This window comes from Paenisporosarcina quisquiliarum, assembly GCF_027563315.1.
GTDB classification, from domain to species: domain Bacteria; phylum Bacillota; class Bacilli; order Bacillales_A; family Planococcaceae; genus Paenisporosarcina; species Paenisporosarcina quisquiliarum.
This window is the reverse complement of the sequence record NZ_JAMKBJ010000003.1, coordinates 269,372-290,315: the sequence shown is the minus strand read 5'-3', so window position 1 is coordinate 290,315 and position 20,944 is coordinate 269,372. Positions and strand designations below refer to the sequence as shown.

14 protein-coding genes are annotated in these 20,944 nt (G+C 38.1%); 10 read left to right on the top strand and 4 right to left on the bottom strand.

Annotated elements, in window-relative coordinates; all coding sequences use genetic code 11:
- Window positions 1-106 precede the first annotated feature (106 nt).
- Window positions 107-2,281, top strand: coding sequence for a 5'-nucleotidase C-terminal domain-containing protein (locus M9R32_RS05580; RefSeq protein WP_269925745.1), 2,175 nt, complete (start codon window positions 107-109; stop codon window positions 2,279-2,281).
- Between the two features lie 195 nt (window positions 2,282-2,476).
- Here the strand turns inward: M9R32_RS05580 and M9R32_RS05575 are convergent, their stop codons facing one another.
- The gene (locus M9R32_RS05575; protein WP_269925744.1) at window positions 2,477-3,322 is read right to left on the bottom strand and encodes a hypothetical protein; all 846 of its coding nucleotides are present in this window, start codon (window positions 3,320-3,322) and stop codon (window positions 2,477-2,479) included.
- A gap of 177 nt (window positions 3,323-3,499) precedes the next feature.
- Here M9R32_RS05575 and M9R32_RS05570 point away from each other — a divergent pair, with 177 nt between their 5' ends.
- The 5 genes from M9R32_RS05570 (at window position 3,500) to M9R32_RS05550 (ending at window position 12,605) form a co-directional block, all read left to right on the top strand.
- Window positions 3,500-5,437 (top strand): S-layer homology domain-containing protein, encoded by a 1,938-nt coding sequence (locus M9R32_RS05570; RefSeq protein WP_269925743.1) that lies wholly within the window; start codon window positions 3,500-3,502, stop codon window positions 5,435-5,437.
- A gap of 177 nt (window positions 5,438-5,614) precedes the next feature.
- Entirely contained in the window at window positions 5,615-7,081 is a 1,467-nt protein-coding gene (locus tag M9R32_RS05565) for an N-acetylmuramoyl-L-alanine amidase (protein WP_269925742.1), read from the top strand.
- A gap of 93 nt (window positions 7,082-7,174) precedes the next feature.
- A complete protein-coding gene (locus M9R32_RS05560; RefSeq protein WP_269925741.1) occupies window positions 7,175-9,079 on the top strand; it encodes a S8 family peptidase in 1,905 nt (634 codons plus the stop codon).
- A 181-nt stretch (window positions 9,080-9,260) separates the two neighbouring features.
- Window positions 9,261-10,289: a C40 family peptidase gene (locus tag M9R32_RS05555; RefSeq protein ID WP_269925740.1), complete on the top strand. Its 1,029-nt coding sequence runs from the start codon at window positions 9,261-9,263 to the stop codon at window positions 10,287-10,289.
- 249 nt (window positions 10,290-10,538) lie between these two features.
- A complete protein-coding gene (locus M9R32_RS05550; protein WP_269925739.1) occupies window positions 10,539-12,605 on the top strand; it encodes an S-layer homology domain-containing protein in 2,067 nt (688 codons plus the stop codon).
- 54 nt (window positions 12,606-12,659) lie between these two features.
- Here M9R32_RS05550 and murJ read toward each other — a convergent pair whose 3' ends face one another.
- The 3 genes from murJ to csaB are packed head-to-tail and all read right to left on the bottom strand — an operon-like array spanning window position 12,660 to window position 16,532.
- Window positions 12,660-14,180, bottom strand: coding sequence for a murein biosynthesis integral membrane protein MurJ (gene murJ / locus M9R32_RS05545; protein ID WP_269925738.1), 1,521 nt, complete (start codon window positions 14,178-14,180; stop codon window positions 12,660-12,662).
- 54 nt (window positions 14,181-14,234) lie between these two features.
- Window positions 14,235-15,407: a glycosyltransferase family 4 protein gene (locus M9R32_RS05540; RefSeq protein WP_269925737.1), complete on the bottom strand. Its 1,173-nt coding sequence runs from the start codon at window positions 15,405-15,407 to the stop codon at window positions 14,235-14,237.
- Window positions 15,408-15,422: 15 nt separating this feature from the next.
- Window positions 15,423-16,532, bottom strand: a complete 1,110-nt coding sequence (csaB, locus tag M9R32_RS05535; protein WP_269925736.1) for a polysaccharide pyruvyl transferase CsaB — start codon at window positions 16,530-16,532, stop codon at window positions 15,423-15,425.
- A gap of 231 nt (window positions 16,533-16,763) precedes the next feature.
- On the opposite strand from csaB, the gene M9R32_RS05530 reads away from it, so the two are divergent.
- From M9R32_RS05530 to M9R32_RS05515, 4 genes are all read left to right on the top strand, one after another.
- Window positions 16,764-17,483: a WecB/TagA/CpsF family glycosyltransferase gene (locus M9R32_RS05530; RefSeq protein ID WP_269925789.1), complete on the top strand. Its 720-nt coding sequence runs from the start codon at window positions 16,764-16,766 to the stop codon at window positions 17,481-17,483.
- 114 nt (window positions 17,484-17,597) lie between these two features.
- Window positions 17,598-18,872 carry a nucleotide sugar dehydrogenase gene (locus M9R32_RS05525; RefSeq protein ID WP_269925735.1) on the top strand — a complete coding sequence of 425 codons (1,275 nt, stop codon included), beginning with the start codon at window positions 17,598-17,600 and terminating at the stop codon, window positions 18,870-18,872.
- Between the two features lie 14 nt (window positions 18,873-18,886).
- Window positions 18,887-19,759: a UTP--glucose-1-phosphate uridylyltransferase GalU gene (galU, locus tag M9R32_RS05520; RefSeq protein ID WP_269925734.1), complete on the top strand. Its 873-nt coding sequence runs from the start codon at window positions 18,887-18,889 to the stop codon at window positions 19,757-19,759.
- Between the two features lie 60 nt (window positions 19,760-19,819).
- Window positions 19,820-20,935 carry a glycosyltransferase family 4 protein gene (locus tag M9R32_RS05515; RefSeq protein WP_269925733.1) on the top strand — a complete coding sequence of 372 codons (1,116 nt, stop codon included), beginning with the start codon at window positions 19,820-19,822 and terminating at the stop codon, window positions 20,933-20,935.
- Window positions 20,936-20,944 lie beyond the last annotated feature (9 nt).

Here is a 20,944-nt window from a genome sequence, read left to right as displayed (position 1 = left end):
TAAAGATTATGTAAATGAACTATATTATTAGTGGGAATATTGGTAAAATTACTAATGTAAGAGTTTTTACCTAATAACTTACATACTTGAAGGAGGAAATTTGTACATGTCGAAATTGTCTAACAAAAAATTCTTAGCAACAACTGTTACTGCTGCTGCAGTGGCCATGGCTTTTGCACCATCTGCTTCTGCTGACGAAGTGAAATTCACTGATGTTGGTGATAACTATGCGGATGCTGTTAACTTTTTAGTTGGTAGTGGTATTTCGGATGGACTTACTGATACACAATTCGGCGTTAATAAAAACATAGACCGAGTAGATGCAGCTGTTCTTGTTGCACGTGCATTAGGCTTTACTGAAGACGGAACATATAAGAGCTCAGGATTTACAGATGTACCAGCTCGTGCGAAATGGGCAGTTGATGCATTGGTGGAAGCGAAGATTGTTAACGGTAAAACGACAAAATCTTTCGGCTCATATGACGATTTGACTCGTAATGAAACTGCTAAAATCTTAGCTAATGCAAGTAAATTAACAATTAATGAAGATATTAAATCAACAAAATTTACTGACGTTAACGCTACATTCGCTAAGTATGTAGATGCTTTAGTGAAAGCTGGCATTACGAATGGTACTTCTGATACTCAATTTGGTTCTTTGTCTGCAGTTAAACGTGGTGAACTTGCATTATTCCTTGATCGTGCAAAAGAACATTTTGGTTTCTTCGATTTAACTGTTATGCATACAAATGATACACATGCATACTTGGATACTGCACCATTCCGTGCTACTGCTATTAAACAAGTACGTGCAGAAAATGAAAATAATATTTTACTAGATGCTGGTGACGTATTCTCTGGAGATCTTTACTTCAACGCTTTCGAAGGTGCTGCAGACGTTGAGTTAATGAACTACATGGGTTATGATGCCATGACATTTGGTAATCATGAATTCGATTTAGGATCTTCAAAAGATGGTCACAAATCTCTTACTGAGTTCATCAATAATGCAGAATTCCCATTGGTTTCTGCTAACGTGGACTTCTCTAAAGACCCACTATTTGATGGTCTTCAATCAAATACTTATGCTTCAACATACAAAGATGGACACATTTACAACGGTGTTGTTTTAGATGTTAATGGAGAAAAAGTCGGTGTGTTTGGTTTAACAACTGAAGAAACGCCAACTATTTCTTCTACTGGTAAAGTTGAATTCAATAACTATATCGAATCAGCTAAATTGTCTGTTAAAGCACTTCAAGACCAAGGTGTAGATAAAATTGTTGCACTTACACATATTGGTTTAGACGATTCCTTGAAGTTTGACAATGACTTGGAATTAGCTAAACAAGTAGAAGGAATTGACATTATCGTCGGAGGTCACACTCATTCTAAAATTCCTGCTCCTGTCGTTTCTAATGCATTCGATGCGCCAACAGTAATCGTTACTGCAAATGAATATGGTAAATTATTAGGAACTCTTGATGTTACTTTCAACAAAAATGGTGAAATTTCCGTGTTTGCTGGAGAATATTTAGAGATCAAGGCAGATAACTTTGCAGCTGATGAAGAAGCTGTGAAATTATTGGCTCCATATAAAGCAGAAGTTGAAGCTATCAAAACACAATCTACAGGTGCTACAGCTGTTGCGATGTTAGATGGTCAACGTGCTGGTGATACAGAAGGCAAATCAAGTGTTCGCTTTAATGAAACGAACCTTGGTAACTTGATGACGGACGGTATGCTTGCTAAAGCTAAAGGCATCAACGCTAACACTGTGATCGCTCTTCAAAATGGTGGTGGTATCCGTAGCTCGATCGATGCAGGTGACATTACTGTTGGTGAAGTATTAAAAGTTATGCCATTTGGTAATGCATTAGCTATCCTAGAACTTAAAGGATCAGAAATTAAATCGGCATTGGAACATTCAGTGTCTCAAGCACCGAAAGAAAATGGAGCATTCTTACACGTTGCTGGTATGAAATTTGAGTATGATAGCTCAAAAGAAGCTGGAAAACGTGTAACGAAAGTGGAAGTTAAAGTAGGAGCTGAATACGTAGCTCTTGAAGATGCGAAAAACTATTTCGTAGCAACTAACACATTCACTGCTAAAGGTGGAGATGGTTACGAAATGTTCAAAACAGCTTACAATGAAGGCCGTGTCTCTGAGCCAGGTATCGTGGATTACACAAGCTTCATCGATTACATCAAGTCATTAGACAAAGTTGATCCAAAAGTAGAAGGACGCATCGTAGACATTGCTGTACCAGCTGCTAACTAATTAAATAAAATTGTAATTTAATAAACCCCGGCATCTTTTGATGTCGGGGTTTTTGTGTAACCGAGAGATAACAGATAGGGGATATCAACTCAACTTAGTTCTGAATGTTTGGTACTATCATCACTCATATAATAGTAAAGTCAAGTAAGTTTCTCACAAAAAAATCCTGACCAGAGTTTCGGTCAGGATGAAATATTATCTATTCATTGCCTTATCAAGTAAAGCATTTCGACGAGCTTCTTTTTCAGCTTCATATTCATTAATTAGACTTTGAGCATGTGTCTTTCCATAACCATTTGCTACAAGTTCTTTTTCAATAACAGATATTACTGAGTAAAATACTTTATCAGTACGACTTTCTAATTCAGAAGCAGCGGACGTATACTTGTTGTAGAAATAAGCGTAGTTAACTGATTCACCATTTGCTTTTTTTCCTTGATACTCTGAATAAGCACGACCGACTAAAGCATCAATACGACTATTCGCTTGGGATTGTAGACTGGACATCACGGGTTCATACTTTTGTTTAATAGAAGCAACTGTTACACCACCATCAGAGTTGTTACCAGTGCTGGCTCCTTCGCTTGAAGAATCACCCTTATTCGAGCCATTTGCACTACCACCAGAAGAGTTGCTATCAGTTGAGCCAGTAGAACCGCTAGAACCGGAACCAGTGGAACCTTCATTCGTAGATGTTTTCCCACTGTTTTTAGTAGATGTTCCATTATTTCCAGCAGTACCTGTATTAGTGCCGGTAGTAGAGTCATCATTTGTTATTCCGCTCCCAGATGAAGTTCCATTGTTAGTAGAGCCGGCTGGAATCGTATTTGTATCATCAGATTCAACAATGTTACCCTCTTCATCTAATACAATTGAGGATCCATCGGGTAACTCGATTTTAAAAGTTTCTCGTGTAATCTCCGTTACCTCAGAATCAGCAACATCGTATTCTTTAAATTGAAATATATATATTAAATATCCTCCAATGATTAAAAATATGACTGCAAAAATAGCTAAACTTTTCTTTAAATGTTTTTTCACCTAGAATCCCCCTATTATTAAACACTTTCTTAAGATTACCATAATTCGACAAGTTGCTAGTAAATAATTTTGAAAATTGTATAACCATCAATAAATTTGGTAAATTCGGTTGTGATTGGAAAAAATATGAATTATAATGACTATTGTAATAAGTAAAATTAACCAAGAGGTGATTAAATGACGAAATTTTCAAATGATAATAAAGCATTAAAAGCAATAATGGCTGGAGCTATAGCATTCACTCCTGTGTTGGCAATAGGAATTAATGCTGAGAAAGCGAGTGCCGCAAATGAAGATGTAGCTTATGCAAATTTCATTAAAGAACTTTACAATACACCAGCGTTAACTGCTAACCGAAATGTATTAACAATTGCTCATACAGAATTATTGGAAGTTTTAACTAATAATGAAGGTGCTCTTGTAAAATCTATGTTAGATGATTCTATTGCATCAGATTCACCAAAAGAAACTGCTGCTGTAGCATTAGTGACTAGTTTATTTAATACATTCTCACCTACAAATGTAGATGATAACTTTGAAGAAAAGTTCCAAAGTTTTAAAGATAATAATAAATCCAATGTAGAGTTGTTGTTCGGATCGAACATTGATGAAGAGGAGTTAGGGACATTTGCAAAGAATGTTCACCTTGCTTACTATGACATTATTAAATCCCTGAATGCAGGTGCAAATACTGAAGTATATATCGGTGCATATGGACTAGCTTTAGCTTCATTTCCTAATGATAAAGTTTATATCGCTTTAAAGAGTATATTAAAGAATGAAACTACAGTAATGGATACTTTAAAAACAGCAAATACTGGTGATTTAAATGCAGCTTTAAAGAATGCATTACCGATACTTGTTGAAGCATTAAAGCAGGTTACAGCGCCTGTAAATCCACCTGTTATCCCTGGTCCAACACCAATACCTCCAGTAAATGTTATTGGTGAAGAGGTTTCAACTGGTAGCTCTACAATTGAAACAAATCCACAAGCTGTAATCGATGCGATTAATAAAGCTTCATCGGTTGAAGAGCTAGTTGTTAAATTAGATGCTGGAGTTGAAGTTGTTAATATCCCTGCAACTATTTTAACTGCTCTTAAAAACAAAAACGGTGAAGCGGTTGTTGTGATCGTTTCTGGAAATGCTTCATATGAAGTTCCTGTTTCTCAAATCGATTTGCTAGCAGCTGCTGCTTCTTTAGGTGTTGCTTCTGCGGAATTAAAATTAGTTGTAACAGTTGATGAGGTAGCAAACCCATTGGCAGGAAAAGCAGGATTCAAGACTTTATCAGCTGCAATTGATTTCAAACTTTCATTAGTAGCACCAGATGGCGATACAATTGAATTGAAAAACTTCAGCAAGCCGGTTCAACGTTCAATTAGTACTTCTACTAACTTAAATCCACTAACAACAGTTGGTGTGGTTGTGAATGCTAACGGAACCGTTGTAGCAGTTCCTACATTTGTAGAAGGTAACATGAAATCTGCTAATCTTTTCCGTAACAGTAACTCGGTATATACTCTTATTGAGAACTTCAAAACATTTACTGATGTAAACAACGGTAAAAACTGGTCTGAAGAATATGTTGAGAAATTGGCTTCCCGTATGGTTGTTAAAGGAACTACTGCAACAACATTCTCTCCGGATCGTGAAATTACTCGTGGAGAGTTCGCTGCAATCCTATCTCGTGGTCTTGGACTAATTCCAATATCTTCAACAGTTAAATTTACAGATGTTTCTTCAGCACAAGCTTTTAATTTAAATGGAGAAATTGCGGCTGTAGTTGAAGCTGGAATTGTTAAGGGAGATGCGAAAGGCAAGTTCCGTCCATATGATGAAATTTCTCGTGATGAAGCAGCAATCATGATCAGCCGTGCTCTTGATTTCATCGGCAGTGATGGCGTGAAATTAGATACGACTAAAAAGATTACAAACTTTAAAGATTACCGTTACATTGGTAACACGGCCCGTCCACATGTTCAAAAAGTTTATCAAGCTGGATACATCAATGGTTACAGTAATGGAACGTTTGGTGCTTCACAAGATACAGAACGTGGCCAAATGGCAAAAATTCTTTATAACTTCTTACAATCTGTCAAATTCATTAACTAAATTAAAAAAGACCTCACATTGTGAGGTCTTTTTTCTATTTACATTCTCCTATTAAAATTTGCCAAGCTAGTGTGGAAAAGTCGAATATTGCAAAAATATAGACCAATAGAAACATAGGCAACTGGCAAATTTTATGTTACGATTCCGATACAACAAGAAAAAGGAGAATTTTGCGATTTGAAAAAATTATGGTTGTATGCTGTCTTTGCTGCATTATTCATTGGATTAGGATTTCCCACGTCACAAACTTCGGCAAATACATTATTTAGTGATGTAGGATCATCTCACCGAGCTCAAGAGGAAATCTATTATTTAGTAGAGGGAGGAATTGCGAACGGAATTTCTTCGACATCCTTCTCGCCGAACCAACAAGTAACGCGTGGACAAGCTGCTGCTATGCTAGGGCGTGCACTTGGTTTAAATGGAGAGAAAAAGGCAACTTCGTTTTCTGATGTCTCTTCAAACTATTTTGCATCTGGTTATATTCAACAAATGGTAAATAAGGGTATCATCTCAGGATATCCAAATGGTCAGTTCAAACCTAACCAGACATTGACGCGTGGAGAAATGGCCATTTTAATTAGCCGTTCATTTGGTTACGGTGCAAATACCGTATCAATAGCTTCTTCTCGTTTAATGGAAAAAGGTATTGCACAAGGTTATGTTGACGGTTCTTTTGGTGCCACTGATACAATTATTCGAGCAGACTTCTCTGTATTCTTAGCACGTGGGATTCATGCACAATTCCGTACTTCTGATGAACAAACGTTTAATCGCCTGATGTATGTTAATGTTGATAGTTTAAATGTCCGAACTGGTCCTAATACACAATACCCGTCTTTAGTAAAAGTAAACACTGGGCAAGTAATTGAATATGGATATACAGTTGGAGATTGGTCTTTCATACGTGTAAATGGAAAAGAAGGATTTGTACATAGTGCATATATCCAAATAGATGTTCCAGATCCAAATAACCCAACACCTCCGCCCCCGGTTGTAACGCCACCACCGACTAATACGTTAAGTGACATAGTTGTGATCATCGATCCAGGTCATGGTGCACACGATCCAGGTGCACAAGGGTACGGCTATCAAGAAAAGAACGTAGTATTAAATATTTCGAAATCTATTAAAACATATTTTGATAAAACACCAATTCAAGCAAAATTAACAAGAACTACAGATGTATTTCTAGAATTAGGTGCTCGTACGAAATTTGCATCCCAAAATAATGGTGATATTTTCATTAGTATGCATGCCAATGCATTGAATGGTTCAGCAAATGGAACAGAGACGTTCTATTATCAAACGGCTGCAACCAATCCTCATGTAAACGAATCTAAAGCGTTAGCTAAGTATATTCAAAATCGTATGCTCGAAGCATGGGATTTGACAGACCGTCGTGCAAAAGCAGGAAACTATTATGTCTTACGTGAAAATACAATGCCTGCAGCTTTAGCAGAGATTGGATTTATTGATAATAAGACTGATAATGCGTATATTGCATCATCGACTCGTCGAGATCAAATGGCCAAAGCTATTTTCATGGCAACACTTGATTATTATTATCACTATGAAGGCAGAAAAGATGTTTTACCGCTATATAACACTGTAAATGGTAAACCTTCTCCTAAACTTCATTAAGAAAAAACGCTGATCTAAAGAAATTTTAGGTCAGCGTTTTTCATATGAGAAATTTAAAAGTATAATAAGTTATAGGGGAAAGGGTGGTGTACCATGAAATATATAGTAAGCATTGCAATTTCGTCTGTTCTGCTACTTAGTAGTTTGAATACATACGAAGTTATGGCTGAATCAACGCATCATGTTGTTGTGAAAATTGATCAGAAAAATAAAGAATTACTAAAGAAATATAAAATTTTACATTCATTCGATACCATTCCTGTTGCAGAAATTGAAGTGTCAACTTCACAGTTAAGGGAATTACAATCGGAATCATCCATATTCGAGATCTTACCTGAATATACGTATGAAATTTCATCAGATACAATATCTCCTTCATATAAACAACTGAAAGCCTTACCTTCACAAGTTACACCATATACAGGCAAAGGGGTGAAGGTGGGAATTCTGGATACTGGTATTGATACAGAGCATTCGGATTTACATGTTCGTGGAGGATTTTGCAGTCTGTCTTCAAACTGTGGATCAGGAGTAGCCTACGATGATGATAATGGACATGGCACACATGTCGCTGGAACAATTGCAGCTCTGAAAAATAATTCAGGAATTCAAGGTATTGCACCTAATGTTGAATTGTATGCGATTAAATCATTACATCAAAATGGAGCAGGCGAAACCTTTGAATTAATTAAAGGTGTAGAATGGGCAATGGCAAATGACATTGACATTCTAAATCTAAGTGTCGAGACTGATTTTGATGATCGATTCTTTAAGGAAGTACTAGACAAAGCCTATGCAAGTGGGATGGTTATTGTTGCGGCTTCTGGAAATGATGGGGATTCTAAATTAACAGATACTGTCCGTTATCCTGCAAAATATGACAGCGTGATTGGTGTTTCTGCCATCACCTCTTCAAATACGGGATGGAATCGATCGACTAGAGGACCTTCAGTAGAAGTTTCAGCACCAGGCGTAGCCATTCTAAGTACGTATCCTCGTAACTTAGATTTGGAAGATGGCACACAGAACGGGTATTTTTCTCAATCAGGAACATCTATGGCAGCGCCACATGTCACGGGAGTATTGGCTTTATACAAAGAACGTTTCCCGAATATGTCAAATGTGAAGTTGCGTCAATTGCTTCAAGTAACTGCGACTGATTTAGGTGCAATTGGGAGAGATGAAGTTTTTGGTTACGGAGTGGCTACTTATGAGCCGACTATTACAGAAATACCGTTTCTGGACTCAACTGTATCAAATGGCCAAATCATGCTCACATTGCAAAACAAAGATGCTGTAAGCAGTTGGAAGCTAACTGAAAACGGTGAACCGCTTAAAGAAGTGGCAAGTGCCAAATGGGAGCTGTATCGTCCGGCAGGTACTTATTCATTTAATTTCACGTATGTAATGAAAAATGGGGATGCCATGACAGAAAAGGTAAATGTAACTTTAAAAAATCCAGCATTCACTGATTTGAATAAGTCACAATGGTTTTCTAGTCATGTCAGTTATTTATACTTTAAAGAACAAATGAACGGATATAAAGATGGGTCATTTAAACCTTCCAATGAAATTACTCGTGCTGAAGCAGTCGCTCTACTAGGGCGGGCAATGAATTTAAACGGGGAAGAACGAGTAACTTCTTTCAAAGATGTTGGGTCCGGCAATTTTGCTTCCGGCTATATTCAATCAGCTTACGAAACAGGGATCCTTTCAGGTTTTCCAGATGGTTCATTTAAACCAAGTCAGGCAGTAACTCGTGCGGAGATGGCTATTCTTATACAAAATGCGTTTTTGTTCCCTAGTGATCCGAATAAACTATTATCATTTACTGATATGAATACTGGGATGGCGAGTTATGAAGCTATTCAAGCTCTAGTGCAACAAGGGATCGCACGTGGCGTTTCGACAACACAATTCCAACCTCATGCTAAGATGACAAGATCTGCTTATAGTGTATTTTTGGCTAGAGCACAAAATCCGAAAATATTTAAATAACAAAAAACTCGAAGCGAAAATCGCTTCGAGTTTTTTAATTTTCTGTCGATTGTTACACAATTGTAACCTAATCGTAAACTAACTATCACGAAATATCTGATATTATTTAAAACAAGTTGTAAAAACTATAGAAATGAACCAGATATTATATCTAGGTTCCAAAAATTACATGAGGTGGAAAATGAAGAAACGTATTACTCAGATGATTATCGCTGTGTTACTGATCTCAGTGGCGCCATTTATGACGACTCAAACCAGTGCTGCAACAGGAAATGAAATCGTGAACTACGCTAAAACATTCCAGGGCGTACCGTATCAATATGGTGGAAGCACTCCATCAGGTTTTGATTGCTCTGGTTATACATCTTATGTTTACAATAACGTTGCAGGTGTTTCTTTAAACCGAACAGCTGCTACACAATTCACACAAGGTACATCCGTATCAAAAGCAAATCTTCAACCGGGAGACTTAGTCTTCTTTGATAACTTAGGATATACTTCACACGTAGGAATTTATATTGGCAATAGCCAGTTTATCTCTGCAACAACTTCTAAAGGAATAAAAATTGCAAGTATTAACGATCCTTATTACTGGGGCAAATATTACATGGGTGCCAAACGAGTTGCTAGTGCATCTGTTGCATCTGCGACAACAAAAACAGTAACAGATGGTAAGTTCACGGATGTCAGTTCTTCGCATCCAGCATATGTAGCAATTAAAGAATTAAATATTGATGGCGTGATTAATGGTTTTGAAAACCAACAATTCCGTCCTAATGCAGAAGTCACTCGTGGACAAGCTGCAGCAATGGTAAATAGAGTTTTAAAATTAACACCAAAAAATCAATCACGTTTTTCAGATGTTCCAACTAACCATACCTTTGCGAAAGACATAGCTGCAATGAACGAGGCTGGTATTTTAAGTGGTTATACTTCAGGAAGATTCGGACTAAATGATTCTTTAACAAAATCACAATTAGCCGTAATTTTAGACCGTGCATTCAAAATCTCTGCTGCAACAGAAAATCAAGTGCGCACGGCCTCTATTTATAATGATGTTCCAAAAACGTATTGGGCTCATGATCCAATTGTTGCTTTAAAAGCAATTGATCAAACAACAGTTTTCCAAACATCGTACTACCAAGTGAATGCTGAAGCATCTCGGGCTGAATTCTCAGCAGCGGTGTACAGCGCAGTAGAATCAAAATAATAGTTAAATTTAAGTCATTTGTCTTTTAGACAAATGGCTTTTCTTTATTAGTAATATTCCCAGAAATTCTCTTTTTAAACCTATTAATTTTAAAAAAGTCCTTAGTACTAGATTAGACGAATAGAATTTGATTTTGTTTCAATATATAGGTAAAAATCTTTATCTATTCTACTATTACCCAAAAAAACTTTAATTAAACCAATTATTCTATTAAAATGGAAATAGTCACAATAATTGGAGGAAATGAGAATGAAACATATAAAGAAGGGTTCTCTTCTTGTGGTCGTGTTCACTTTGGCATTTACGATGTTATTGAAGACCCAAACAGCTCAAGCCGATAACCATGACGATATAACTGGTACACTTGAAACTGAAATGAGAGAAGCGGTAAAACGCGGAATACTACTGGGCTATGGTGATGGGAAATATGGTCAGGAAGAGCATGTTACACGCGCTCAATTTGCTGCCTTTATACAAAGGGCTTTAAGTTTACCTGAAGCTCAATCTAATTTTAAAGATGTTACACCTAATATGACTTTAGCTGCTTCTGTAAATGCTGTAGCAGGCGCTGGTATCATGCAAGGCGTATCTACAGAGTTTTTTAATCCAGATGCCCTCATTACCCGAGAGCAAGTTGCTATGACCATTGAAAATGCATTAGTTTACAGCAAAATGGAGTTAGTTAAAAAAGAAATTCTTTTTTCAGACGCTGGTTTAATGACATCAGGTACAAAACTAGCCATTTTTCATGCAATTAATTATGGCATTGTAAATGGTATGCCTAATGACAATGGCACTATGCGATTTGAACCAAAATCAAATGCTACTAGAGCACAAGCTGCGGCATTTATCATTCGCTTCCTGACAGCGAAAGAGAACTATGTACCCCCTGTGGTCAATCCAGTTCCGGTTCCTGAACCAACGCCAATACCAACACCTATTCCTGAGCCAGAACCACCAATTGACACTACAAAATATTACAATGCAACCTTAAAGGATGGTCAACTAGTAAAGGGGTTATCTGAATATACAACATATGTTGCTGCCAATTCAGCCTTCAGAAACAATCCTTCTGCAAAAGCAATCTACAAAGGTAATGAAATGATTCAAATTAAAGAAGGACTTGCTTACGCTAAACATTACACACCAGGTTCAGCTACAGTGATCTATTCGGATAGTACATTCTCAAGACAAGTTTCATATATTCAATATGGCAGAGAATTAAAGTTACTGGAGTCCAATGATCGATATGTAAAAGTTCAAGCTGGTGGGACAATCGGTTTTGCTAAGCAAAGTGAGATTGAGTATATCCCACAAGAACTTATTACAAATAAAGATTACTATATGCCGTCATCTACAGGTGTGTTAATCCATTTCACTTATAACCACGCCAATAAATCATTTGGTTTTGGTGGATACCAAATTGGACCTGCACCAACATTTATGATGAACCTGCAAAAATATTTCTCTCAGGATGGCGTCAATTTCTATCATGAAAATGGTACATTTGCAGGGCAGCATTATCCATATTTCCAATATTTATCTGCAAGAACAAAAACGAACTATACTGCAGAGGAATTGGATCTATATATTTCTGACCGTTTACAAACTGTATCAACGAAATACCCAACTGCCTTAACCACTTCGAAACTGATTGGGCTGGGTGCTTTCTTGAAAGAAGTTGAAAGTATTTATAATGTAAACGCACTGTTTATCTTGAGTGCGGCAATGCATGAAAGTGATTCCGGAATGAGTGTGAATGCACAAACAAAAAACAATCTATTTGGTATAAAAGTATTTGATTCGACACCACAAGATGGAGAAACGTATACCAAACCAGAGGATAGTGTTGTGGCATTTGTTACACGTTATGTGAATTTAAACTATGGTCCACCTACAGGACTTTATGCGAAAGGTTTGGCACCGGGTAATAAAACATCTGGTATGAATGTTCATTATGCATCTGATCCAAACTGGGGGGCAAAAATCGCACAATATATGTGGCGCGGGGATGCTTTACTGGGTTACAAGGATAGTGGAGTCAATGCGAAACAATTAGCAATGACTGCTCATAATGGTGTCATCAATGTAAGATCTACACCTGAAGTTAGATCAGATAATCTATTATTTACTTACAAAGCGAAAGATTTAGGTGTCAATATTAGTTTTGGTTATCCATTGGTCATTTTAGAAGAAACGATAGGTACGGATGGCTATACGTGGTTTAAAGTACTGTCAGATCAAAATCCACCAGCTGACTTCGGTTGGATTCGTGAAAAAGATGCAAACTTTACGCTGGTTAGAAAGATTAAATAGGGTATAGAAAAAGCCGTCTCGTATTTATACGAGGCGGCTTTTTGTTACTACATATTATTTAGATCTCTTCGCCATACTTAACATGCGATTAAATCCAGTAGGGTACGTGACTTTAAGAGAAAGAGCGTAAACAATAATGCCGATTGGTACGAGAACTGCTAGTTGAATCAGTGAGTACCAATCCTCAGTTCCTAATAGCAGTTTGGCTCCCCAAACCACAAGCCCCATTAGGACAGCTGGTATGACTACTCTTACACTCATACGAGCAAAACGAGCAAACTCAGACATTCCTAAATCTCTGTAAACGACAATCATAGAAATGGCAAAGTAGTAGATACTAACGACTGACGCTGCGAAAGCCAGAGCAGGGTATCCGTAATCATCAACTAACCACCAGTTCAACAAGAAGTTTAACAAAATGGTCGTAACGCTGATACGGAATACAACAGCTGTTTTTCCACGGGCATACATCGATTTAGACAAAATCAATTGCATACCTTGGAAAACAATGATTGGGAGATACCATAACAAGGCAATATACGTTTTATCGGTATCGTCAGCAGAAAACTTCCCACGCTCATAGATGAATGATACGGCCGCGTCTCCAACAACCAATAAACCAATGGCTATTGGTAACAAGGTAACAAGAGAAATTTCCATTCCACGGAAAAAGGTATCTTTGAATTTCTTCAAATCTTCCGTTTGCTCACTCATTAATGTGAAAATGATAGCCGCTAAAGTAGTCGCGTAAATGGCATTTGGAATGCTGACAAGCAACGATGAGTTATTTAAATAAGTAACAGCACCGTTCGCAACCCCTTCACCAGAGGCAAATGCTTTGTTGACGAAAAGATTAATCTGACCAACGACTGAGTTTAGTAGTGAAGGGATAATCAAAATAATAAATGCTTTTTTGAAATCCGGCTCCATGGCAAAATCCATTCGCCATTTATAATCAGACCGTCCAAGGAAGTATAGTTGAATAACCACGCCTAGGATTGTACCAAAAACAAACCCGTAAACAAGAGAATATATGCCCCAAATATCGCTGAAGAAAATGGCGAAAATGGCCGCCATCAGTGTGGCCAAGAGTTTAGCTAATTGTGAAGGTACAAATATTCGACGTGACTGAAGGTAGGAATCTAGTAGACCAGTCAGAGCGATTAACATCATAAACGCGAAAAAAATCTGCGTCATTTCTACGGCATATGGTTCAATGCCTTCTTTCATGTTTGGGTAAATGATTGGAACGAACTGCTTGGCAGTAAACCAGCCCAGGATACTAATCAAACCAAAGATAACCATCGTCCAATTCAATAAGGCGTTTGCATTTTGTTCCCCAGTATCTAATCCTGATTTTTTACGTTTAATATACATTGGGAGAAAGACATTATTAAAACCTGTAGAGATCATAGCAACCACTAAAGTAATAAAGCTAAAAGCCAAGAAGTATCCATCAGTTTCGTTCGATGCCCCGAATTCCTTCGCCACAATCGCTTCACGTATAAACCCTGATAACTTTAATAAAAGTGCCAGGCCTGTTGTCCATAAGGCTGCTTTTTTTAAATTACTCATCTTACACCTACCTATTTAGAAAAACTCCTTGCTATAGGAGCAAGGAGCCTTAAATTATTTAGAGATTGCACGTTTATAGATGCTTTCATATTTTTCGGCAGCAGCGTAATGTGAATACTCATCCACAATTTTTTTGCGTGCAGCATCAGCCAGCTGTGATCCTTCTTCGCGATTTTCAAGAAGGTGGATCATTGCATTTGAAAGATCTTCAATGTTGCGTTCTTCCACAAGTAAACCATCTTTTTCATGGTCTACAATTTCTTTTAAGCCACCTACAGCGCAAGCTATTAAAGGAACACCTGAACCCATCGCTTCAAGAGCGGAAATGGAGGTCGCCTCTTCTACACCAGCACTATATATAGAAGGAACTAATACAACATCACTTAAAGCAAAGTACTCAATCATGTCTTTATGAGCTACGGCGCCAAGTAATGTTACGTTATCAGCAACACCTAGTTCTACAGCTTTTGCTTTAATTTCATCGAACATTTCACCTGTCCCTGCAAAAAGTACACGAGCGTTCGGGAATTTCTCCAAGACAGGAGGGAATGACAAGACTGGATAAATAACGCCATTTTTACGAGTTAAACGACGTGGAACAAAGAAGATTAGTTCATCTTGATTTAAGCCGTATTTTTCACGAAATTCACGACGACGCTCAATTTCTGGTTTAAATGAATCCACATCAATGAAATTTTTAATCATCGTTCCATCAACGCCAGTTTCACGTTTCACATAATCTTTAATGCGCGTATCAACCGTGATGACTTCACGAGTGGCCGTATATCCTACACGTTCAACCGCCATCAGCTTGTCCGCATGTTTTGATCCTTCTGCAACCGAGCCTTTGGAAATACCTTCGTAAGTCAAATAGCCATGTACAGTTGTAACGGTGGGAAGCCCAGCAGCAAGAGATGCGCGAGTGGCAAATACGTCCTGTGCATTTACGACATCATACGCTTTATATTTTTCTTCACGTAACATTTTTTCAAGAAAGGCTTGTCGACGCTCTAACGTCCATACATAACCAGCACCTAAAGAAATCTTATTTAAGATGAATGATGGACCACGAGCGATAAAATCGCGTTTCCATTTTGGGACGTCAGAGAAAGATAAAGTATCCACTTGATGTCCACGAGCTTCGAGCCCAGATTGTAAAGTTGTCATATGTGTCGAAAGGCCACCTAAATGAGGATAGTCATACGACGTGACTAATAAAATTTTCATGAATGACAATCTCCTTTAGTTTCCGAATTTTTCTTTTAATAAATCTAAGTTGCGCATTGCTTCTCGACGAAGCTGATCCACATTAGGTTCCATCGTTTTTTGTGCAGCTTCTTTGTTATCGAGCAAATATAGTGCATTCTCAAGAAGTTTCGTTTGATCAATTTCACCCAAACGGAATGAGTAATCCCACATACCAGAACGTTTTAAGAAACTTTCCACTTTTTTGTCGTAACTGAATCCTAAATGAGGGACATTGCTAAGTGCTGAGAAAATTAAGGCGTGTAAACGTAAGCCGACAGTTAAGTCCGCGTGGCGGATAAAGTTTAAGAATTGATTTGGCGAAAAGTCTGATCCAAGCATGAACGTTTTGTCTGCATGTTTCATATGTGACAAAACATCATTTGAAGCTGGTACATCATATTTTCCTTCCATTGGAACAAAGACCGGTGTAACTCCACGTTGTTCAATCAATTCATCTAATAAATGAGCCATCTTTTCGATGTAGTCTGGATGTTCGAACCATGGACGTACAGTCACGGCAACGATTTTTTCATCTCCTTTTAAAGGAAGTGAATTATATGCCGAGTTTTCTTCATCTGCGCGGAATGCAAAAACAATGTCAGCTGTAACAACTGTTTCAGGGCGTTTAACACCTAGAGAATGCAGATAATCTTTAGAGTATTGGTCACGTACGGTAACAAAATCAGCTAGATTAGCAAAGGTTTTCATTAAAATCTTACCCCATGTTGATGTTACGGGTCCGATTCCTTGTGAAAAGAACATGACTTTTGCTCCGCAAAGTTTAGCCAGGAACACAATTAGTAAATAATAAGGAAGCGGACCGAATAAAAACTTCGTTGGGTACGTGTCTTGAAGCAAGCCGCCACCACCAGAAATCAGTAAGTCTGCATCACGCAAAGCTTTAACTTTTTCCTTATTTTGATGTCTCCATCCACGATAAACGGATTTCACACCGTGTTCCTTAGCGGTTAATTCAGGTGATAGGGAAAACACCGTGATGTCAGGATTGTTTAACTCAGAACGCAGATTATCTACGATCGCTTTTAATATTGCTTCGTCCCCTGTGTTACCAAGACCATAGAAGCCGGATAATACAATTTTCAAATGAAGTCCTCCTCTAACGAAAAGCGGAAAGCGCCACTTTAAGTTCCACTGGCGCTTGTAGCTAGACATAATAATAACAGAAATTGATCGTTTAATTTCCATAACAAAAGCTTTCACAACGAAGTGAAAGCGTCTTATGTCCAAATTTTATCACTTGTCACGGATGCTATGCAACTAAACAAAGAATCTGCTATACTATATCAATTGAATGTGAACGAAATGAGGCTGTAAATAGTGAAAGAGACCTACTTAGGCGTGGATGTATCGCCATTAACATATGAAGGAATTATCAGTGAATTACAACAGAAAATGGCTCGCAATGAGCAGTCAACAATTATCGCTGTAAACCCGGAAAAAGTCATTACGGCAAATCGGGATTCGCAGGTGAAATCACTAATCAACGAATCGACTTTCCAGATCCCTGATGGTGTTGGTGTGTTATTGGCATCAAAATTAAAAGGTGGCAGGATTACTTCCCGGGTAACCGGGGTAGACATGATGGGGAAACTTTTGGACTTTGCCGCATTAGAAGGCCATCCTGTTTATTTTTACGGAGCAAAAGAAGAAGTCGTAACAAAAGCGATTTCGGAAATTCAAAAAGATCGACCACAATTAAAAGTAGCAGGTTATACAAATGGCTATGAAAAAGACGAATCGGCTTTAGTTCAACGCATTCATGAGAGTGGTGCGAAAATGCTGTTCGTTGCACTAGGCAGTCCAAAACAGGAATTATGGATAAAAAGGAACTTAGCTAACCTGCCAAACGTTCTTGTTTTTCAAGGAGTTGGTGGGAGTTTTGATGTGTTTTCAGGAATGGTCAAAAGAGCGCCCGCATTTTTCCGTAAGTTTGGGTTAGAATGGTTATACCGTTTGGCTAGTAATCCATCACGCATTAAACGCCAAATGAACTTGCCGATCTTTTTATGGCGCGTATTAATAGGCAAGAAATAACATTGATATCGGAGTATTTCTATTCCTATAATAGCGGTACTTGAAAGTTCAATTTAAAAACACACACTATTAATAGAAGAAACTAATTTTAGTTCCATCAGAAGGAGAATACTAATGAAAAAAACAATTTGCGTAGTTGGACTGGGTTATATCGGATTACCAACTGCAGTTATGTTTGCAAATCACGGACACCAAGTTCACGGTGTAGACGTTAACGAAGAAACTGTGAAAATGATTCAAAGGAAACAATTACATATCGAAGAAAACGGTCTACAGGAACGTTTAGATAAAGCAATTGATTCTGGTTCATTGACTGTCTCTACAGAACCAATTAAAGCTGATGTCTTTATTATCGCTGTTCCATCTCCAATCAAGGCGGATAAAACGGCTGATTTGGAGTATGTAAGAATGGCTACTGCCTCCACTGTACCTTTCCTTGAAAAAGGAAACTTGGTCATTTTGGAATCAACAGTACCTCCACGTACAGTGGAAGATGTCATGATGCCTGAATTGATTAAGGCGAATTTGGAAATCGGATTAGAATTGTTAGTTTCCCATTCACCAGAACGCGTGATTCCTGGCCGTGTGTTTGAAGAACTCGTTTCTAACGACCGTATTATCGGTGGTGTGAACGAAGAGTCTGCTAAGCAAACGACAGCACTTTACCAATCGTTCGTAAAAGGTACGATGCATGAAACGGATGCAACGACAGCTGAACTTGTAAAGGTCATGGAAAACACATATCGCGATGTTAATATCGCTTTCGCAAATGAACTGGCGAAAATTGCACAAAATATCGGCGTAAATATTTGGGAAGCAATCAAACTTGCCAACTTCCATCCTCGAGTGAATATCCATATGCCGGGTCCTGGTGTGGGTGGACACTGTATCGCTGTTGATCCTTGGTTCTTGGTGGAGCTTGATCCGCAACAGGCAAAAATTATTCACTTAGCACGACAAACAAATGATGGCATGCCATCTTATACTGCTCAATTAACAGCAGATATTTTAAATGCAAAAGGCGTTAAAGATCCAAAGATCGCCGTACTGGGATTAGCGTTTAAAGGCAACATTGACGATATGCGTGAAAGTCCATCAGTAGATGTAGTAGAACAGCTTCGCGAACGTCAAATGAGTTTGTCAGCATACGACCCACATATTAAGCACAACAATTTGCCTGAACAAACGCAAGATCAGTTTGTAGCACTTCAACATGCTTCAGCCATTTTGGTATTAACTGATCACCAAGCTTTTAGAGACTTGAACCCTGAAGAAATCAAAAACCATATGACGAACCACATCATTATCGATACGAAAAACTGTATTGACCGTGCGAAATGGGAAGCTGCTGGATTTGATGTATATCTTCTAGGTGATTCCAAGAATTAAGGGAGGCATTGTTGATGAAAAAAGTTCGTAAAGCAATTATTCCAGCTGCAGGTTTAGGTACACGTTTTTTACCTGCTACGAAAGCAATGCCAAAAGAAATGCTTCCAATTGTTGATAAACCAACCATTCAATATATCGTCGAGGAAGCCATTGCTTCTGGTATTGAAGACATTATCATCGTTACAGGGAAAGACAAGCGGGCGATTGAAGATCATTTCGATTCTGCGCCTCTTCTTGAAAATACATTATATGCAAAAGAAAAATTCGACTTATTGGAAGAAGTTCAACAATCCGGAAAAGTTGAAATTCATTATATCCGCCAGAAAGCCCCCCTTGGATTGGGACATGCTGTTTGGACTGCCCGTAAGTTCATTGGCGATGAGCCTTTTGCAGTTTTATTGGGTGATGATATTGTCCAAGCCGAAACACCTTGTTTGAAACAATTAATTGAGAATTATGAGGAGACGGCCTCTTCGGTCATTGGAGTTATGGAAGTACCTGAATCAGAAACTCACCGTTATGGCGTCATTGATCCTTCCGAACAAATAGGTTCACGTTACAAAGTTCGTAAATTCGTAGAAAAGCCGAAGCAAGGTACGGCTCCTTCCAATATGGCGATTATTGGCCGTTATGTGTTTACTCCTGAAATCTTTAAATATTTAGATGAGATGGAAGTAGGAGCAGGTGGAGAAATCCAGTTAACGGATGCCATTGAAAAGTTGAACGGGGAACAAGGCGTATATGGCTTTGCTTTTGAAGGAAATCGTTATGATGTAGGCGAAAAACTTGGATTTGTTGAAACGACATTGGAATTTGCTCTTCAGCGTCCAGATTTAAAAGATGATTTGATTGCCTACATGAAAAAGAAAATTGAACAATACGAATAAGACATCGCGAGCAATCGCGATGTACTTGCGTCTAGAACTAATTGGAAAGGGGGATGAGTGATGAAAATTTTATTGGTAGCCAATATGTACCCATCCTCAAACTTCCCAAGTTACGGTGTCTTCGTACAAAACACCGAAAAGATTTTGCAAAATGAAGGTTTTCAAGTTGATAAAGCTGTTTTGCAAAAGAAAACATCAAAAATTTCTAAAATGTTAGGATACGCGATTTATTACAGCAAAATCCTGACAAAAGGTTTGACTGGAAATTACGATGCTATTTATGTGCACTATGCTTCTCATAATGCTATGCCTCTATTATGGTTGAAAAAGCTGAAGCCTTCTGTTCGCATCGTGACCAATGTTCATGGTAGCGACGTGGTACCTGAAGTAGCTTCGCAGGAAAAATACCAACCGGCAGTTAAAAAGCTGCTTCAACAATCATCACTCATTATTACACCTTCTCATTACTACGAAAAATTAGTGCAACAAAAATATGGCATCAAAACAGCTATTCGTGTATTTCCATCAGGTGGGGTCAATGCGGAAGTATTCCATCCGAAAAAAAATAAACGTCTGGAGATTTTATCTAAATTAAAACTTGATCCAGCTTTCCGTTATATCGGCTATGTCGGCCGACTGGATGTTGGAAAAGGGTGGGATCATTATTTACGAGCCATTTCTTTTTATGTCAACGAAAAGCCAGAGGAAAGAAGTCGAACTCGTTTTATCGCCGTAGGCTCTGGGAAAGAAGATGAAGCATTTAAACAGTTAGCGAAATCATTGGATATTGAAGATGTTATTGTTCACTATCCACTGATGAAACAGTCTGATTTAGCGAATATTTACACCGTGATTGAAGCATTCATATTTCCGACAACTCGAAAAGGGGAGAGCCTGGGGCTAGTCGGTCTTGAAGCGATGGCATGCCAAACTCCTATTATTGCGAGTGCGATTGGTGGAATTCTGGATTATGTGCAAGATGGTCGCAATGGATGGTTATTTACCCCGGGCGATGCTGTTCAATTAAAAGATTTATTGGTCAAATTTGATGATCTGTCAGATGAAGAATATGAAAAGATTTCACAAGCGGCTTATGAAACCGCCTTACAATATGAACAAACAGCGATTCAATCGAAGCTTTCCACTATATTCAATGAATTGAATCTAAAAAATTAATGAAAGAGG

Bases quoted from the DNA above. Each gene is read 5' to 3' on its own strand.
- galU (WP_269925734.1), top strand. From the start codon at position 18,887: ATGAAAAAAGTTCGTAAAGCAATTATTCCAGCTGCAGGTTTAGGTACA.
- M9R32_RS05550 (WP_269925739.1), top strand. From the start codon at position 10,539: ATGAAACATATAAAGAAGGGTTCTCTTCTTGTGGTCGTGTTCACTTTG.
- M9R32_RS05555 (WP_269925740.1), top strand. From the start codon at position 9,261: ATGAAGAAACGTATTACTCAGATGATTATCGCTGTGTTACTGATCTCA.
- M9R32_RS05515 (WP_269925733.1), top strand. From the start codon at position 19,820: ATGAAAATTTTATTGGTAGCCAATATGTACCCATCCTCAAACTTCCCA.
- M9R32_RS05560 (WP_269925741.1), top strand. From the start codon at position 7,175: ATGAAATATATAGTAAGCATTGCAATTTCGTCTGTTCTGCTACTTAGT.
- M9R32_RS05540 (WP_269925737.1), bottom strand. From the start codon at position 15,407: ATGAAAATTTTATTAGTCACGTCGTATGACTATCCTCATTTAGGTGGC.
- M9R32_RS05570 (WP_269925743.1), top strand. From the start codon at position 3,500: ATGACGAAATTTTCAAATGATAATAAAGCATTAAAAGCAATAATGGCT.
- M9R32_RS05580 (WP_269925745.1), top strand. From the start codon at position 107: ATGTCGAAATTGTCTAACAAAAAATTCTTAGCAACAACTGTTACTGCT.
- M9R32_RS05525 (WP_269925735.1), top strand. From the start codon at position 17,598: ATGAAAAAAACAATTTGCGTAGTTGGACTGGGTTATATCGGATTACCA.
- murJ (WP_269925738.1), bottom strand. From the start codon at position 14,180: ATGAGTAATTTAAAAAAAGCAGCCTTATGGACAACAGGCCTGGCACTT.